The 16457-nt window shown below is 39.6% G+C and carries 15 protein-coding genes and 3 tRNA genes; 7 read left to right on the forward strand and 11 right to left on the reverse strand.

Features of this window, described 5'->3' with window-relative positions:
• Positions 1 to 21: 21 nt before the first annotated feature.
• Positions 22 to 795 carry a transporter substrate-binding domain-containing protein gene (locus ABZP26_RS07040; RefSeq protein WP_016899869.1) on the reverse strand — a complete coding sequence of 258 codons (774 nt, stop codon included), beginning with the start codon at positions 793 to 795 and terminating at the stop codon, positions 22 to 24.
• Between the two features lie 448 nt (positions 796 to 1243).
• Here ABZP26_RS07040 and ABZP26_RS07045 point away from each other — a divergent pair, with 448 nt between their 5' ends.
• The gene (locus ABZP26_RS07045; RefSeq protein WP_058154493.1) at positions 1244 to 1687 is read left to right on the forward strand and encodes a transposase; all 444 of its coding nucleotides are present in this window, start codon (positions 1244 to 1246) and stop codon (positions 1685 to 1687) included.
• 399 nt (positions 1688 to 2086) lie between these two features.
• Here the strand turns inward: ABZP26_RS07045 and ABZP26_RS07050 are convergent.
• The 5 genes from ABZP26_RS07050 to ABZP26_RS07070 all read right to left on the reverse strand — a co-directional run bounded on the left by ABZP26_RS07050 (position 2087) and on the right by ABZP26_RS07070 (position 5492).
• A tRNA-Val gene (locus ABZP26_RS07050) sits at positions 2087 to 2163 on the reverse strand.
• Between the two features lie 307 nt (positions 2164 to 2470).
• A tRNA-Val gene (locus tag ABZP26_RS07055) sits at positions 2471 to 2547 on the reverse strand.
• Between the two features lie 250 nt (positions 2548 to 2797).
• A tRNA-Val gene (locus ABZP26_RS07060) sits at positions 2798 to 2874 on the reverse strand.
• 235 nt (positions 2875 to 3109) lie between these two features.
• Complete coding sequence (locus tag ABZP26_RS07065) at positions 3110 to 4159, reverse strand: DUF3080 family protein (protein ID WP_368485540.1); 1050 nt, start codon at positions 4157 to 4159, stop codon at positions 3110 to 3112.
• Entirely contained in the window at positions 4137 to 5492 is a 1356-nt protein-coding gene (locus tag ABZP26_RS07070; RefSeq protein WP_013464741.1) for an MATE family efflux transporter, read from the reverse strand. Before ABZP26_RS07070 ends, ABZP26_RS07065 begins: the two co-directional genes overlap by 23 nt.
• A gap of 192 nt (positions 5493 to 5684) precedes the next feature.
• Here ABZP26_RS07070 and ABZP26_RS07075 point away from each other — a divergent pair, with 192 nt between their 5' ends.
• Positions 5685 to 6311 (forward strand): riboflavin synthase, encoded by a 627-nt coding sequence (locus ABZP26_RS07075; RefSeq protein WP_028835882.1) that lies wholly within the window; start codon positions 5685 to 5687, stop codon positions 6309 to 6311.
• Here the strand turns inward: ABZP26_RS07075 and ABZP26_RS07080 are convergent.
• Both ABZP26_RS07080 and ABZP26_RS07085 read right to left on the reverse strand, forming a co-directional pair.
• On the reverse strand, positions 6308 to 6511 hold the full coding sequence (locus ABZP26_RS07080; protein ID WP_008464077.1) for a CPXCG motif-containing cysteine-rich protein: 204 nt from the start codon (positions 6509 to 6511) through the stop codon (positions 6308 to 6310). The two genes, ABZP26_RS07075 and ABZP26_RS07080, sit on opposite strands and share 4 nt — an antisense overlap.
• Positions 6512 to 6723: 212 nt before the next feature.
• Positions 6724 to 7593, reverse strand: coding sequence for a fructosamine kinase family protein (locus ABZP26_RS07085; protein WP_036982909.1), 870 nt, complete (start codon positions 7591 to 7593; stop codon positions 6724 to 6726).
• Positions 7594 to 7715: 122 nt separating this feature from the next.
• On the opposite strand from ABZP26_RS07085, the gene ABZP26_RS07090 reads away from it, so the two are divergent.
• Positions 7716 to 8408 carry a DUF445 domain-containing protein gene (locus tag ABZP26_RS07090; protein ID WP_090492838.1) on the forward strand — a complete coding sequence of 231 codons (693 nt, stop codon included), beginning with the start codon at positions 7716 to 7718 and terminating at the stop codon, positions 8406 to 8408.
• A gap of 97 nt (positions 8409 to 8505) precedes the next feature.
• Here ABZP26_RS07090 and ABZP26_RS07095 read toward each other — a convergent pair whose 3' ends face one another.
• Positions 8506 to 8868, reverse strand: coding sequence for a DUF3718 domain-containing protein (locus tag ABZP26_RS07095; RefSeq protein WP_215522084.1), 363 nt, complete (start codon positions 8866 to 8868; stop codon positions 8506 to 8508).
• Between the two features lie 443 nt (positions 8869 to 9311).
• On the opposite strand from ABZP26_RS07095, the gene ABZP26_RS07100 reads away from it, so the two are divergent.
• The 3 genes from ABZP26_RS07100 to ABZP26_RS07110 all read left to right on the forward strand — a co-directional run bounded on the left by ABZP26_RS07100 (position 9312) and on the right by ABZP26_RS07110 (position 12834).
• Positions 9312 to 10097, forward strand: a complete 786-nt coding sequence (locus ABZP26_RS07100; RefSeq protein ID WP_013464747.1) for a hypothetical protein — start codon at positions 9312 to 9314, stop codon at positions 10095 to 10097.
• Between the two features lie 100 nt (positions 10098 to 10197).
• A complete protein-coding gene (locus ABZP26_RS07105; RefSeq protein ID WP_368485541.1) occupies positions 10198 to 11580 on the forward strand; it encodes an amidohydrolase in 1383 nt (460 codons plus the stop codon).
• Positions 11581 to 11592: 12 nt separating this feature from the next.
• Positions 11593 to 12834 carry an amidohydrolase family protein gene (locus ABZP26_RS07110; RefSeq protein ID WP_013464749.1) on the forward strand — a complete coding sequence of 414 codons (1242 nt, stop codon included), beginning with the start codon at positions 11593 to 11595 and terminating at the stop codon, positions 12832 to 12834.
• Between the two features lie 156 nt (positions 12835 to 12990).
• Here ABZP26_RS07110 and ABZP26_RS07115 read toward each other — a convergent pair whose 3' ends face one another.
• Together ABZP26_RS07115 and cspD are read right to left on the reverse strand one after the other, a co-directional pair.
• Positions 12991 to 15213 carry an NADP-dependent isocitrate dehydrogenase gene (locus ABZP26_RS07115; RefSeq protein ID WP_350607932.1) on the reverse strand — a complete coding sequence of 741 codons (2223 nt, stop codon included), beginning with the start codon at positions 15211 to 15213 and terminating at the stop codon, positions 12991 to 12993.
• Positions 15214 to 15666: 453 nt separating this feature from the next.
• On the reverse strand, positions 15667 to 15885 hold the full coding sequence (gene cspD, locus ABZP26_RS07120) for a cold shock domain-containing protein CspD (protein ID WP_013464751.1): 219 nt from the start codon (positions 15883 to 15885) through the stop codon (positions 15667 to 15669).
• Between the two features lie 209 nt (positions 15886 to 16094).
• Between cspD and clpS the strand changes: the two genes are divergently transcribed.
• Positions 16095 to 16403, forward strand: a complete 309-nt coding sequence (gene clpS, locus ABZP26_RS07125) for an ATP-dependent Clp protease adapter ClpS (protein WP_008110102.1) — start codon at positions 16095 to 16097, stop codon at positions 16401 to 16403.
• Positions 16404 to 16457 lie beyond the last annotated feature (54 nt).

Consider the following 16457-nt stretch of genomic DNA (forward strand, 5'->3'; position numbering starts at 1 on the left):
ATTAGTATTAAAGCAGCATCACTAAATATCATGTTGTTGTAGGCCAAGTATCTTTAATTTGGTTGCTAGGGTATTTTGTGCAAGTGTTTTTTTTACTATTTTATAAAGTGTGTTTACATTAAGTTGGTGTGTAGGGCGAATTAATAATTGGTGTTTATAGGTTTGCGCGACGCGTTCAGAGATAAGCAGCTTTTTTTTACTTTCTGGGTATTTATTGAGGTATTGATTTAAGTAAGAACGGGTAACAATCGCCATATCGCTGCGTTTTTTTAATACTAATTCAATACTTTTTTTATGACTGCTCAGTAACGTCATTTTATATTCGTTTTCAAGTATTGATGGATTGTTTTCAAAGTTTGCTAACTGATAATGATAGCCTAAAATCCCAATGAGGGTTTTATCGTCTAAGTTATCAAACCAAGCTTGTGACTTTGCAAATTGCTTTAAAGCAATAAATACTTCGCTGTCTGTTGCTATCACAGGGGAGTTACTGATTATATGGTTGCCTTGCAGCCACCCCCAGTTTGGATCTTCAAAAAATACCGCATCGAACAAACCTTGCTGATAATCTTTAAAGCGCCGAATAGGTGTGGTGAGCACAAGCTCAAAATGATAGTCAGATTGTATTTTATTAAGTTCGCTAATTAGCTCTACGGTAAGGCCTGAAGCACGGCTGTCAATAATCTCTATGTAGGGAGGAAATTCATAGCCACCCACTTTGACTAGGGTTTTAGCTTGAACTTGCCCAGCAAAAATAAATAGCAATAGTAATGTAATGAGTGCGGCAGACTTCACAGGTAAATCCTTTCCTAGAATACTTTCTGATATTTCATCTTATAAGATAGCCTACTTGTTAACATAGTATTAATTTTCAAGCAATAAATTCTGACTTTGCAACGTGATTAAATGGATGTTACCAAATATTTATTAAGGAAGTTTAGAGCGTGTGCGCTTTTTTGGAGCTTTTTGATGTTGGCGTTGCTTGATGGCGGGTGTTTCCCCAATGTCGGGTGTTTCCCTCAATGTCGGGTGGCCGGCTTCGCCACTTAACCGACCTACGTTCTTAATAATTAACGTAGGTTGGATAAGCCAGAGGCGCCATCCGACGATGTTGGATAATTCAAAGGCGTTATCCTAAGGTATTGAATAACCCAGAGGTATTAGCCGTTTATTATAAGGAGATTTTTTGTGAGATATCGTAGAAATTATCAACCGGGAGGAACGTATTTTTTTTACGGTTAATTTGCAGGATCGTAAAGAGTCATTATTGGTTGAGCATATTGATTTATTGCGTGGGGCTGTGCGCTGGGTAAAAATGCATAAACCATTTTATATTGATGCGTGGGTGGTGTTGCCTGATCATATGCATGCAGTGTTAACTTTACCCGAAGGTGATAGCGATTATTCTGGTCGTTGGCGCGAAATTAAAAAACGTTTTTCTAAAGGCTTGCCTAAAAACGAACATGTATCACTCGCACGCATTAATAAAAATGAACGAGGGATTTGGCAACGCCGTTTTTGGGAGTATACCATTGTTGATGAACGTGATTATTGGCACCATGTAAATTATGTTCATTTTAATCCGCTTAAACATGGTTTGGTTGAACGGGTAGTTGATTGGCCTTATTCAAGCTTTCATAAAGCGGTCGCATCAGGAATGTACAGCCGTAATTGGTGTGGGGAATAATTAATACATTTTATGTCGGGTGTTTCACATACGTTACCAATAATGAACGTAGGTCGGATAAGCCGGAAGCGTCATCCGACGATGTTGGTATTGGTCATTACCTGTGCATGCTTTGCTTTATGTTGGATGGTGTTTAGTGTTGGAATGTTACCTAATTTATGGTGTTTTACCAATGTCGGGTGGCGCGGCTTCGCCACTTAACCGACCTACGTTCTTTTTTTATTGGTACGACTGAGTGGATTCGAACCACCGACCTTTGGAGCGGGTGATTAAGAGTAGGTAGTGCTTTTTCTTGAGGTGTTTTTTTTAATTGGTGCGACTGAGTGGATTCGAACCACCGACCCTTGGATCGGGTGATTAAGAGTAGGTAGTGCTTTTTCTTGAGGTGTTTTTTTGAATTGGTACGACTGAGTGGATTCGAACCACCGACCCCTACCATGTCAAGGTAGTGCTCTAACCAACTGAGCTACAGTCGTACAATATGAAATTCTTAAACTTTAAATACAGCATTTACTCATTTTGGTACGACTGAGTGGATTCGAACCACAGACCTCTGGATCGGGTGATCAAGAGTAGGTAGTGCTTTTTCTTGAGGTATTTTTTGAATTGGTACGACTGAGTGGATTTGGAGCATTGACCCTTGGAGCGGGTGATTAAGAGTAGGTAGTGCTTTTTCTTGGGGTGTTTTTTTGAATTGGTGCGACTGAGTGGATTCGAACCACCGACCCTTGGATCGGGTGATTAAGAGTAGGTAGTGCTTTTTCTTGAGGTGTTTTTTTGAATTGGTACGACTGAGTGGATTCGAACCACCGACCCCTACCATGTCAAGGTAGTGCTCTAACCAACTGAGCTACAGTCGTACAATATGAAATTCTTAAACTTTAAATACAGCATTTACTCATTTTGGTACGACTGAGTGGATTCGAACCACAGACCTCTGGATCGGGTGATCAAGAGTAGGTAGTGCTTTTTCCTTTATCGTACTTTAAATACAGTATTTACTCATTTTGGTACGACTGAGTGGATTCGAACCACCGACTTCTGGACCGGGTGATCAAGAGTAGGTAGTGCTTTTTCTTTCAACGTACTTTAATTAAATCTTTAAAAATTTGGTACGACTGAGTGGATTCGAACCACCGACCCCTACCATGTCAAGGTAGTGCTCTAACCAACTGAGCTACAGTCGTACTATGAGTTTACGTACTATTTAATTCGTCCATTAAGCTTCATCCTGTCGGCGTCCTGCCTCCACCTCGTTCGGCTGCGAAGCTTCGCTTCGGTCCAATCTCGCCCAACTGAGCTACAGTCGTACTTCTGTATTTAAGAATTGTTAATTGCTTAACAACGGTCGCTAATATATAGCGTGATGAGTGGTGAATCAAGCATGTTTATGGTTTTTAAGTTTATTTGCCGTTTTTTTATTCATATTGGACTGATTTCGCACGTTTTATAAAATTTTTGCCACCAGATAACATGCTCTTTTGCTGACGCTTTTAGCTGAGAGAGTAAGTTGTTAGAATTTGGGTCAAGTAGGGCATTTACCGCTTCACTACTCACTGCTTGATTAAACCATAGCTGCATATAAAGCGGCTGCAATGTTTCTAAATACCCGCTCAGCTGTGCTTGATAGGGCTGTATTTGTTTTAAATAATATTTATTAAATATATTACTGACAATTTTAGCCTGCTGCTTGTTTTTCCCTTTAGGGCAAATATCTTCTACTACTAATGAATTTACAAACTGGGTTGCTGTATGATTTAAGCTAATTTGTTCTCGCGCAGCTTGAATAAGCTGTTGGTCAAATTTGTATCTGTTGAGCGGTTCAAGCGCTGACAAAATATCATCGCTGTTTATTGCCATACTCTTTTTAGTTTCTATTTTGTGTTTAATGGTCGTTAGCTTGTTAAGCGCCTCAACCGTGTCACTAAACCCAGCCGGTTGGGTGCTGAGTTCTTGGCCAGTTAGCTGCCAAGTGCTGCTCAGTTCAGGTTCACTATATAAAACATTATTAAAATAATGAGCGAGTTGAGTTTGTTTTTGGGTTTTTGCCGCTGCAATTTTACTGTGAACGTTGCTTTGTTTATCTAAGGTGTTTAAACAGTTTTGCGCGCTTTGAATAAAATCTATTTGGTACTTCAATTGGCTAGCAGCGGTGGCTGTTTTGCCTAATTGATTATTATGCTCGCTTATCAGAACGTTAAGTTTACATTGGCTAATACCAGCTAGTTCAGTTATGCCAATTTTAATGGCAGGTTGCAACGCTTCAACTGGCTCTACTAAGGCTAATTGTTGCAGTGGCTTTGCGTGTGGCTCAGGCGTTTGTAAGGTATTACTCAAGCGAGACAAATAGGTTTTATTTGCCTCACTGGGCTGCTCTGAGCAGCCCAAAAGCACCATACAACATGCCGCCAATAACCAATTAAGCGGCAGTTTGGTATAGATTGATTGTTTAAGTGAGAATAAATGGTTCACGTTTAAATCGCCTATGAACGGTCAGCATCAGTAGTATAGCTGCAACTGATAGGCCAACGATAATGCCTATCCAAAAACCATGCGGGCCCATTGCTGGCACTATCATGTCTGTTCTTGCTAATACGTAGCCTAAACTAAAGCCGATTAACCAATAAGAAATAAAAGTGATATACGAAATAGGGGCTGTGTGTTTTAAACCACGTAAAATACCGTTTGCAGCTACTTGTAATGCATCAGGAAGTTGGTAAATACAGGCTAAAATCATAATTGATGAAGCAAGCGCTAGTACCGCAGGGCTATCGCTATATAATTGGCTAATCACATCACGCCCTATAAATGTAATAAAAGCGATAAACAACGCAACCATAGCCGCCATAATATAACTTGTTGATACTGCTACTTTTAATTGATCTAAATGATTTTGCCCAAATAAATTACCAATTCGTATGCTAATGGCAATTGAGAGGCTCAGAGGCATCATAAATAACAGTGCAGTCACACTGGCTGCAATTTGATGGCCAGACACAGCCACCGCACCCAAATGCGCAATAAACAGGGGAATACAGGCAAACAAGGTCACTTCAAAAAAAGTAGCGAGTGAAATAGGAATACCGAGTTTGGTAATAATACCAATGGTTTTAAAATTGGGTTTTTCAAAGCCAGTTAATAAGCCTTTGGCATCTATTTTTTTACTCAGCTGGCAATAAGTAACTTGCGCAATAGCCATTACAGTAAATACCAGTGCGGTGGCAATACCACAGCCAGCGCCCCCAAATGCGGGTAGACCAAATAAGCCCTTAATAAAAATATAATTGAGTGGGATATTTACCGCAAGTCCGAGTAGGCTGATATAAAACGCAGGCTTGGTCATCCCCATGCCTTCGGTCATATTTCTATACACGGTAAAAATTAAAAAACCAAATACACCCCATTTAACAAAATGAATGTAATCAAAAGCAAGTCCCGCAATCGCCGGGCTAGTATCAAGCTGTAAAATAACGGTGTTGGCAAGCTGGGCAGCACAAAAACCTGCAATACTTAAAAGGAGCGTTAAATAAAGCGCTTGCTGAAAATAATGGCTAATGCCGTTGCGGTCTTTAGCACCCGCAAATTGAGCAATGACTCCCGTTAGGGCTAATAAAATACCTTGTATTGCTAATAAAATTGGGTTCCATATTCCTGTAGCAATTGAGAGGGCAGCGAGATCGGTTGGACTCACTTGTCCGGCCATAATGGTATCAACCACTGACATTAATACTAAGGTCACTTGTGCTAAAAAAACGGGAAAGGCGAGGGAAAGTAAACGTTTAGCTTCCCAACTACAAAAAGTCATAAAAAACAGCTATTCAGAAAAACATGGGCGCATTGTAATCTATTGTGATTGCTCTATCTATGTAGACAATCAGCGAATCTATTAAATTGCTGCATAAGCTTACTTTTGTTGCGAATAAAAGTGCTATTAAGTGAATTATTTTAGCGATTGATACGTTAAACTAGCACTTTGTTAGAAAGAGAAGCGATTTTTATGTTTACCGGTATTATTCAAACTCAAGCAACAGTAGTCTCTAGAACCCATACGCAGGGTGTATTACGTTTAGTCGTTTCTGTTAATGAGCAATACGTAAAGCATTTAGACTTAGGTGCTAGCATCGCTATAAATGGTTGCTGCTTAACGGTAGTTAAAGTAGAGCTTAGTAATCAAGATGTGGTGGCTCAAGTGCATTTTGATGTTATTGACGAAACTCTGCAGCTTACTAACCTTGGACAACTGGAATTGGGTAGTTTAGTCAATTACGAGCGTTCTGTGTCGTTTGGTACTGAGCTGGGTGGGCACATAGTCTCTGGCCATATTCATTGTACTGCCAAAATAGTGCAAATAGTTAAACTAGAAAATAACTACAAAATGCAGCTTAGCCTTCCAAAAAAATGGCAAAAATATGTGTTATACAAAGGGTTTGTATCTATTAATGGCGCCAGTTTAACGGTTGGCAATATTGATGAGCATGGCTTTTGGTTACACTTAATACCAGAAACACTCGATATTACTAATTTAGGTGCAGCCGTTGTAGGTGATGAATTTAATATAGAAGTTGATCAGCAAACATACACTATTATAAACACCGTCGAAAACTACATGCGCCAACATAGCTAAAATATTTGTTCGTCATCGCTGTCCACGTGTAACTCTAACTTATTACGTGCATAGTCTATATGCATATTTAAATGAATTAGATTACAGCAAGCACTGCATTCTTCATAGTAGTCTTGGTCGCCCATACTGGCATCAAGGTCTAAATGAATATGGTGTCCACAATGTGGGCAGGCGATACGTTGTGATAAAAAGTCTTTCATAACACCCCCTTAAAAATAAAGTTATTTTACCTAGATAGTACATAATGGCTTGACACTAAGTAGCTTAAACTCTGACTAAATGATTTACTTATATTGAGCTCTCAACAGTGACTTATTACAAGTAAATTTAATCAATTAGCGTTAAAAATAACGCTTGAATAGATTTATTTTGTAGAGTTCAAGTATAAGTATAGTGCTTATATTTTGTTTACTCATTTATTTAAGTTTAGTAGTTTTTCAACGTGTTCTTTAGCCTGATTTAAGTAATGGCCTGCATAAATATTGGCGTGGTTTAAAATAGGGTAAAGCTGATAAATAAGCTTACGATGTTGGTAGTTCTGAGAGAGTGGATAATGATGATTATAGGCGCTATAAAATTCATCGGGTAATGGGGCAAAAAGCTCACTCATAGCAATATCGACCTCCCGATCACCGTAATAGCAGGCAGGGTCAAATAGGGTCGGAATATTATTTACAAATCCCATGTTTCCGCGCCAAAAGTCGCCATGTAATAATGAGGGCAAAACATGATGATTATGCAGTTGCTCTTTTACTAAATTTATCAGTTGTTCGGGGTCTGCCAGCACAATGTCTTTTTCAGCTAATAGCTGTAATTGCCAACCAATACGTTCTTCTGCAAAAAATACATCCCATTTTTTATGCCATTGATTTGGTTGAGGCGTAGAGCTTAAATAATTGTCTGTATCAAAACCAAACATCGCTTGCTCGTGTTTTTGATGTAACATGGCAAGGTGTTCACCCATCGTTGACCAATGCGTGTGGGGAAGGTCATCAAGTGTAAGCCATTCTAATACAATAAACGCATATTCTATATTGGCGCCAGTTGTAATACAGTCGGGCACCATAAATATACTGTTTTGAGTGAGTTGTTTTAAGCCCTGTGCTTGTGCTTCAAAGCGATCAAGCTCATTTTTTTGCGCAATTTTAACTAAATAATTGTGCTTGCCATCACTTATATGGAAAAGCTTATCGGTTGATGTGTTTTGCAACTGACGTTTATGGGTGTGTTTAAAATCGTAATGGATAGCTTGGCTGATCTGTTGATTGATTGTTTTCCACATAACAATTGCTCACCTTTTAAACCTATAAATAAACTATGGCAAAAAGGGATTAAATAAACAAATTAATCGGTGTAAAATTAAGACTATCAATTTCTGATACAAATCACTGAAACGGAATAAAAATGAATAAAAGTTTTATCACTAACTTATTGGCAGCGTGTTGTGTTGTTATTGGTTTTGTATTTGATCAAGCCATTGTACTTTCGGTGGGCTTATTTGCACTCTCTGGTGCGGTTACAAACTTACTCGCTATTCATATGCTATTTGAAAAAGTCCCGTTTTTATATGGATCGGGGGTGATTGCGCTCAAGTTTGAAAGCTTTAAAGTAGCTATAAGAAATTTAATACTTACGGAGTTCTTTTCTGAGCATAAAATAGACAAGCTTCTAAGCAAGGCGCAGCCAACGATAGACTTTGAAGCGGTAATTGAAAAGGTAGATTTAAATCCCGCTTTCGATAATTTGTTAGTGGTGATAGAGCAATCACAATTTGGCAGCATGCTGGCAATGTTTGGCGGTACAGAGGCGGTAGAGCCAATGCGAGAAAAATTTATCGAAAAAATGCAATTATCACTGGTGCAAATAAGCGGCACCGACGATTTTAAAATGCTACTAAGCGATATGCTTACTCAAGGCAATAACGCGGAAAATTTACATAATACAGTACTCAAATTAGTGGATGAACGCCTAGATGAACTCACCCCTAAAATGGTAAAAGAAATAATTCAAACTATGATCCGCGAACACTTAGGCTGGCTCGTTGTATGGGGTGGGGTATTTGGTGGCTTGTTTGGTTTGTTGGCAGCGCTTATTTAATAATAAATACACGTTAAGCAGGTACTAAGCCCTGCTTAACGTGTTTGATTCGCGTAAATTGAACGTATTAAAACCGATTTCCTAGTTATAATTTGGGTTATTTAGATCCCGCCATAATAACCACCATCGGTTTATTTACCTTTGCCAAATCCCTTATTGATGTGCTGGTGGTAGCCTCAATATTGAAAAAGCGTGCAGATTTGTCTAAATCATAAAGCGCTACAAAATCATTCATTGATAAATCATTGCAGCGTAATTTTTTGCCAATTACATGCTTGTTGGTATGGAGCTCTTTAATTGTTTTGTGCAGTGTCAGTTGTTTGTTAGATGCAACGGCCATGCAAACTTGTGTACCGGGTGATGAATCAGCGGCAACAAAAGTGGTTGCCATTACAGGCGCTGTTAATGTTGCTGCGCCCAATAATACAGTTGAATATAGAGTTGCTTTGAAAGAAATCATAGTATTTGCCTCTTTGTTTATGTGCAACTTAAGTATTGCTTAATGTAGCCAGAATGTTGTTAACTGAATGGGGCAAGCTGTAAGAAGATGTGTATATAAATCGTGCAATTTTGTAGGTGTATGAAAAGTTGTTCATAAGTAACCTGAACTATGGATAATAAATCTATCTCAAGCAGCTATTTTCAGCGCTAACTGCGTTGAATTTACTTGCAATAGGCCCACTATTGACGCGAAAATTCGCCTTGTTTTCACTGTAAATTTCTGGCTGGAGAAAACGAACTAAATTATTGATATAATTCAATATATTAGTAAATCTCTTAACCAAAGTTCAGGTTAAATAATTTATTTTTGACACACTTTAGCGTTTTCATACTGAAATATTTTTTCAGACTGTTATTATCGCGCCCTAAATTTGTGGCATTTTATATTTTTGGAGCGCAATTGTGAATAAAACGTTAGCCAGTTACTACCAGCAAGCTTATGCGTGTGAGCAACAGCATTTTAACCAATGTTTTTATTGCGGGTGTGAGGCAACAGAGCGCGATCATTGCCCACCATTGCACATGTTACAAAGTATTATTGATTTAGGCGAAGAAGCAGATTTTGTTGCTATTGCGGCTTGTTATGAATGCCATGCATTACTTCATAATGAACGCTTAATGACCATTGATGAGCGTTTTAGTAAGCTTAAAAAGAAACTATCAAATAAATACGCCAAGCCCTTACGTGTGTACAACATGTGGGAAGAAAGCGAGCTTGGCGACATGAGCGATGAATTTGCGCACAGCATTCAAGCGGGCATGAAACTCGGTAAAGAAGCGGCTGAGCGACTCGCCTTTACAGGGTTTAGTTATGCCACTGAAGAAGCGCGCGTTACGGTGCGCGAAAAAACCAAAGAGTTTGATGTAGAAGGCACCGTATTTACCGACTTTAAAGAAGCGCTTAACTATTGCATTACTGTATTAAAAGTACAAAAAAGTGATTTTTATAAAATTTTAGTCGAGGATTATCAAGGCGATTTTAATAAGGCATTGAGCCAATACAGGCATCGTCATGATAAAGTCACCGCCGCAAAAGATGGTAATACATTAATTAAAGATTTTTCAAAATTACATAAGCAAAATTCGGATTTTGTAACCCGAACGGTTAAACACTTTATTAGTAAAGATCCATCGCTCACCACAGAAGGGGCACTGGATAAGCTTTATAACAATTATATAAAAAAATAATTACAGAAACTCACCTTAAATAACCGCCTTTTCACCTGTTTTTTTAGCTTTATGCGTTTGCTTTCGCTAAAGTAGTAAAAAAACAGGAGAACCTAAAAACATGCAAAAATTTGCTCCCTCATTGTTAGCTGTTGGTTTAGCAGCGGCTCTTGTTGGTTGCCAAGAAAGCGGCCCGCAAGATGCAAAAGTAACCATTAATAAAAACCCATACCCAAGTACTTATCAACCCGTTGCTACATCAAGCACATTAATTACCAATGCCACTGTATTAACGGGCACGGGTGAGCGTTTAGATGAAGCCGATGTATTACTTGTTGATGGTAAAGTACAGCAAGTAGGTAAAGATTTAACTGCTAACGCAGACACCACTATCGATGCGCAAGGCAAATGGGTAACACCAGGTATTATTGATGTTCACTCTCATTTAGGTGCTTATCCAAATCCGTCGGTTGAGTCTCACCAAGATGGCAACGAAATGACTAGCCCAAATACAGCAGAAGTATGGGTTGAGCATTCAATTTGGCCACAAGATCCAGGCTTTAATCGCGCACGTGAAGGCGGTATTACCTCGTTACAAATTTTACCAGGTTCAGCTAATTTATTTGGTGGACGTGGCGTTACCCTTAAAAATGTACCGGCTCACACCATGCAAGGGATGAAGTTTCCTGATGCACCATACGGTTTAAAAATGGCGTGTGGTGAAAACCCTAAACGCGTTTATGGCCGTAAAGGTGAATTACCGATGACACGTATGGGTAATATGGCGGGCTATCGCACAGCTTGGATTGGTGCGCAAGAGTACAAGCGTGCTTGGGATAAATATGATGCTGATTACGCTGCGGGTAAAAACCCAGAAGCTCCAAACCGCGATATTAAATACGATACCCTTCGCGGTGTTTTAGAAGGTGAGGTTCGTATTCACAATCACTGTTATAAAGCTGAAGAAATGGCGATGATGATCGACCTTTCTAAAGAGTTTAATTACCATGCGGGTACATTCCATCACGGTATTGAAGCCTATAAAATCGCAGATTTACTGGCTGAAAATGGCTCGTGTGCAGCACTTTGGCCAGACTGGTGGGGCTTTAAAATGGAAGCCTACGATATGGTACAAGAGAACGTAGCGATTGTTGATGCAGTTAAAAACTCATGTGCCGTTGTGCATTCAGACTCAGACACGACGATTCAGCGCTTAAATCAAGAAGCCGCAAAAGTAATGTACAGTGCAAACCAAAATGGTTTTGATATTTCTGAGCAGCATGCAATTAAGTGGATCACGGCTAATGCCGCTAAATCACTCGGCATTGAAGATAAAACAGGCTCACTTGAAGCAGGTAAACAAGCTGATGTGGTTATTTGGAATCAAAGCCCATTTAGCGTTTACGCAAAAGCAGAGCAAGTGTTTGTTGATGGCGCAAAAGTTTACGATAGAAACGATAGCGCATTCCAAGCACAAAGTGATTTTATGTTAGGTCAACAATAAGGAGCACCCAGAATGAAAAAATTATCACGTTCGTTTTCGCTTTCTCTGGTTGCTGCAGGGTTACTAGCATCGGGTGCGGTGAGCGCTCAATCTCTTGCTATAATTAACGCAACACTGCATACATCCTCAGATCAAGGCGTATTAGAGTCTGCCAGCATCGTAATGAATGATGGCAAAATCACTGCAATTAATCCTAGCGATGTTAAAGCAGATAAAATTATTGATGCCAAAGGTCAAATCGTGACCCCTGGTTTTATTGCCACTGTAAATCAACTTGGTTTAGTTGAAGTAGGTGCGGTTGCGGGCTCTCGCGATGCGGGAGAAGAAAAAGCAGGTATTGATTTTGATGCAAGCTTGGCATTTAACCCTCGTTCAAGCCTAATCCCTTATGCACGTAAAGGCGGTGTTACTCGCGATTTGATCACCCCGTACGGCGGTGACAGCATATTTGCAGGCCTTGCCAGTGTGGTGGATTTAAGCGGCAGCTTTGAAAGCGTAAACAAAAAGCAAGCGGCATTAGTGGTTCATTTGGGTGAGCGAAGCAAAGGCTCTCGTGCATTTACATTGCAAACACTGATCAATAAGTTAGATGAGCACCAAACTAAAGCAAGCAAAGAAGCTAAAAAAGACGATGCTAAGCCAAGTGCTGAAGATAAAATAATGGCTAAAGTACTAAAAGGCGATATGCCATTACTAATTAGTGTGTCGCGTGCATCGGATATTGTTGAACTTATAAAAGTGAAACAGCAGTTTGGGGTAAATATTGTTCTTAATGGTGCGCAAGATGCCGTTGTAGTTAAAGATCGAATCGCAAAAGCGGGTATTCCTGTGATCATCAGTGCAATGGATAACTTACCAGGCAGTTTTGATTCATTACATGCAAGCCTAAATAATGCCGGCATACTAGAAAAAGCAGGTGTTAAAGTACTTTTAACTGTGGGTGGCGATGCCAGTCATAATGTTTACCAGCTTCGCTATGATGCCGGTAATGCAGTGTCTTATGGTATGAGCCAGCAAGGCGCATTAAAAGCGATGACTTCAAATGTGGCTGATGTATTTGGTATTAATGCTGGTAGCTTAGAAGTGGGTAAAGCCGCTGATGTTGTAATGTGGAGTAATGACCCGTTTGAGCTGAGCAGCCACGTAAATAAAATGTTTATTAATGGGGTTGAGGTAAGTACTGAATCTCGCCAAGATAAACTGCGTGAGCGTTATACAACAGAATCAAACATGCCACGTGCATACACTAAATAAACTTGTTTAGTTGAATTTAAAGGCCGCATTAGCGGCCTTTTTTATGAACAGCTTTTACTTATACCAATCCGCAAAGTAAACCACTTAAATAAGCGAATTGGTATTAGGCACAAAAAAAGGCGCTCTTTGGAGCGCCTTTTCATTCATTTAATGGATTTATACCAGTTTAGATAAAATCTCGTTAAATGTTGTGCTTGGGCGCATTGCTTTAAAAGCTGCATCGTCATTTGGCTGGAAGTATCCGCCAATGTCCATTGCTGGGCCCTGTGCATCGTTTAGCTCGCTAACAATTTGCTCTTTGTTAGTTTCAAGGTCGCTAGCAATTTGCGTAAACTGCGCTTTAAGCTCGCTGTCATCATTTTGCTTAGCAAGTTCTTGTGCCCAGAATAAAGATAAGAAGAAATGAGAGCCACGGTTATCAATCTCTTTTACTTTACGTGAAGGCGACTTGTTTTCAGCTAAGAATGTGCCGGTAGCTTTATCAAGCGTATCTGCAAGTACTTGTGCTTTTTTGTTACCTGTTGTTGTGCTTAGGTGCTCAAGTGACGCAGCAAGTGCTAAGAATTCACCTAAAGAATCCCAACGTAAGTGGTTTTCTTTTTCGAATTGTTGAACGTGCTTAGGAGCAGAACCACCCGCACCTGTTTCAAATAGACCACCGCCATTCATTAGTGGCACAATTGAAAGCATTTTAGCACTGGTACCCAATTCTAAAATTGGGAATAAATCTGTTAGGTAATCACGTAATACGTTACCTGTTACAGAAATCGTATCTTTACCTTCTTTGATGCGTGCTAGTGAGAATAAGGTTGCATCCATTGGCGATAAAATTTGAATATCTAGGCCAGCAGTGTCGTGATCTGGCAGGTATTTATTTACTTTTTTGATTAGCTCAGCATCGTGTGCACGTTCTGCATCTAACCAGAAAATAGCCGGATTACCTGTTGCGCGAGCGCGGTTTACTGCAAGTTTAACCCAATCTTGAATAGGTGCATCTTTAACCTGACACATGCGCCAGATATCGCCTTTCTCAACACTGTGCTCAAGTAATGTATTACCGTTTGTGTCTACAACACGGATAGTACCGTCAGCTTTTGCTTCAAATGTTTTATCGTGTGAGCCGTACTCTTCTGCTTTTTGAGCCATAAGGCCAACGTTTGGTACGCTACCCATAGTCGTAGGATCAAATGCACCGTGCTCTTTACAAAAATCAATCGTTGCTTGGTAAACGCCAGAGTAACAACGATCTGGAATTACAAAGCTTGTGTCTTGTAATTTATCGTCTTTATTCCACATTTGACCGCTTGAACGAATTGCAGCAGGCATAGAGGCATCGATGATCACATCACTTGGTACGTGTAAGTTTGTAATGCCACGATGAGAATCAACCATTGCGATAGCAGGGCGGTTAGCATAAACAGCTTGAATGTCAGCTTCAATTTCTTCGCGCTTAGCGTCATCTAAAGTTTGAATTTTAGAGTAAACATCGCCTAAACCGTTGTTTACATCAACACCTAGCTCTTCAAAAAGTGCACCGTGTTTTGCAAAAACGTCTTTGTAAAATACTTTTACAGCGTGACCAAAGATGATTGGATCAGATACTTTCATCATGGTTGCTTTCATGTGAAGCGAAAATAACACGCCTTTTTCTTTAGCTGCATTAATTTCAGCTTCAAGGAATGCTTGTAATTTTGCAGCACTAATACGTGATGCATCAATTACTTCACCAGCAAGTAGCGGTGTGCTTTGCTTAAGTACAGTGATATCGCCATTAGCCGCTACGTGTTCAATACGAACATCCGTTGCTTCATCAACAGTTAGTGACTGCTCTGAACCAAAGAAGTCACCTTCTTCCATGCTTGCAACATAAGACTGTGAATCTTTGCTCCATGCACCCATAGAATGTGGGTTATTACGTGCATATTCTTTTACTGAACTTGGTGCGCGACGATCAGAGTTACCTTCACGAAGTACAGGGTTTACTGCACTGCCTTTAATTTTGTCATAGGCGGCTTGAATCGCTTTTTCTTCATCGTTTTTAGGTTCTACAGGGTATTCTGGAAGTGCATAACCTTTTTCTTGAAGCTCTTTAATTACAGCGCGAAGTTGTGGAACTGAGGCACTGATGTTCGGTAATTTAATGATATTAGCTTCTGGTGTTTTCGCCATTTCGCCAAGTTCTGCAAGTGCATCACCAATGCGTTGTTCTTCTGTTAGGTAATCCGGGAAGCTCGCAATAACACGACCAGCGAGTGAGATGTCGCGTGTTTCAACTTCAACACCTGCCGCATTTGTGTACGCTTGGATAATAGGTAACAACGAATACGTTGCTAATGCCGGAGCTTCGTCCGTTTTTGTATAGATAATTTTTGATGTCATCATCATTCCTAGATAGTAGGCCGCATTGGCCAAATTCAACAATGCAAAGAAATCATCGCCTAATACCTTATAAATAAAGTATTAATGTATGCAATGAGTAGTCTGTTAGGTGTTGGTACTCGTATAACCTAAACAAGGTAAGAATAATCACACCTGACGGACTAGTGTCTTTTATAACTAAAATTTATGTAAATCTAAACTAGCCATTAGGCTAAAGTAATTACGTTTTACAGGATAAAGAGTGTAACAAGCTTGGCTAAAAAGGGCTAGGATTACGCGCTAAACGCCAGCAGTTAAACATCTAATAGTGAAATTATTGGGGTAGATAAAATAAAATCAAGGAGTGGGGTTGAATTAACGAACAATGAAGCAATTAATATGGAAGTGGTTAGGGGGGTTAGGGAATTAAGCGAGGATCTAAATAGGTCGCTCGCTTTAGTCTCATATTTACAATCACTCTAAAATATCGCCGTTAGGGGCTATATTAGTAGCGTGTAGACCTTTAGGGCCTTGTTGTAATTCGAAGGTAACATCTTGACCAGCTTTAAGTGTCTTGTATCCGTCCATTACAATAGTGGAGTAATGAGCAAAAATGTCGTTCTCGCAACCGTCTTCTACGATGAAACCAAAACCTTTGGCGTTGTTGAACCATTTGACTTTACCACAAGCCATACTTCTACATCCTTCTATAAGTTGACTAATTTAGTTATCCTAAACTGTATTGTTTGCTAGACTGACTAAGGTTTAATCAATCACCATTTGACTGTAGTTTATTTAAGCAACCAGTCAAGTGTTTTGGGTTATTTTTTAACATTTTATTTATTTTTTTATTCAAGTTTGCTTGAGTTACAAAGACAAGACTATATTTAATTATGAGTGGTATGAAAGATTCTGGTGTTATCGACACCGTTCGCGATAGTGAAAAGCAAAAGTTGCAGCCACCGCGAAAATATAAAGTTGTGTTAAACAACGATGATTACACGCCGATGGATTTTGTAATTGAGATCTTGATGACGTTTTTTAATATGGATAGCGATAGAGCAACTGATGTGATGCTGCAAATACATCAGCAAGGTAAGGGCATTTGTGGTGTTTACAGCGCCGATGTAGCACATACCAAGGCTGAGCAAGTTAACCGCTACTCAAGGGATAACGAGCATCCACTGCTATGTAGTTGTGAGCAGGAATAAATACCACAAAGGTGAACTTTCATCTTTGAAGTGCGGTATAAAATTATTATCTCT

This window comes from Pseudoalteromonas sp. SD03, from assembly GCF_040937955.1.
GTDB lineage: Bacteria > Pseudomonadota > Gammaproteobacteria > Enterobacterales > Alteromonadaceae > Pseudoalteromonas > Pseudoalteromonas tetraodonis.

Coding starts and splice junctions, on each gene's coding strand:
- ABZP26_RS07070 (WP_013464741.1), bottom strand. CDS start 5,492: ATGACTTTTTGTAGTTGGGAAGCTAAACGTTTACTTTCCCTCGCCTTT.
- ABZP26_RS07075 (WP_028835882.1), top strand. CDS start 5,685: ATGTTTACCGGTATTATTCAAACTCAAGCAACAGTAGTCTCTAGAACC.
- ABZP26_RS07080 (WP_008464077.1), bottom strand. CDS start 6,511: ATGAAAGACTTTTTATCACAACGTATCGCCTGCCCACATTGTGGACAC.
- ABZP26_RS07085 (WP_036982909.1), bottom strand. CDS start 7,593: ATGTGGAAAACAATCAATCAACAGATCAGCCAAGCTATCCATTACGAT.
- ABZP26_RS07090 (WP_090492838.1), top strand. CDS start 7,716: ATGAATAAAAGTTTTATCACTAACTTATTGGCAGCGTGTTGTGTTGTT.
- ABZP26_RS07095 (WP_215522084.1), bottom strand. CDS start 8,868: ATGATTTCTTTCAAAGCAACTCTATATTCAACTGTATTATTGGGCGCA.
- ABZP26_RS07105 (WP_368485541.1), top strand. CDS start 10,198: ATGCAAAAATTTGCTCCCTCATTGTTAGCTGTTGGTTTAGCAGCGGCT.
- ABZP26_RS07110 (WP_013464749.1), top strand. CDS start 11,593: ATGAAAAAATTATCACGTTCGTTTTCGCTTTCTCTGGTTGCTGCAGGG.
- ABZP26_RS07115 (WP_350607932.1), bottom strand. CDS start 15,213: ATGACATCAAAAATTATCTATACAAAAACGGACGAAGCTCCGGCATTA.
- cspD (WP_013464751.1), bottom strand. CDS start 15,885: ATGGCTTGTGGTAAAGTCAAATGGTTCAACAACGCCAAAGGTTTTGGT.
- clpS (WP_008110102.1), top strand. CDS start 16,095: ATGAAAGATTCTGGTGTTATCGACACCGTTCGCGATAGTGAAAAGCAA.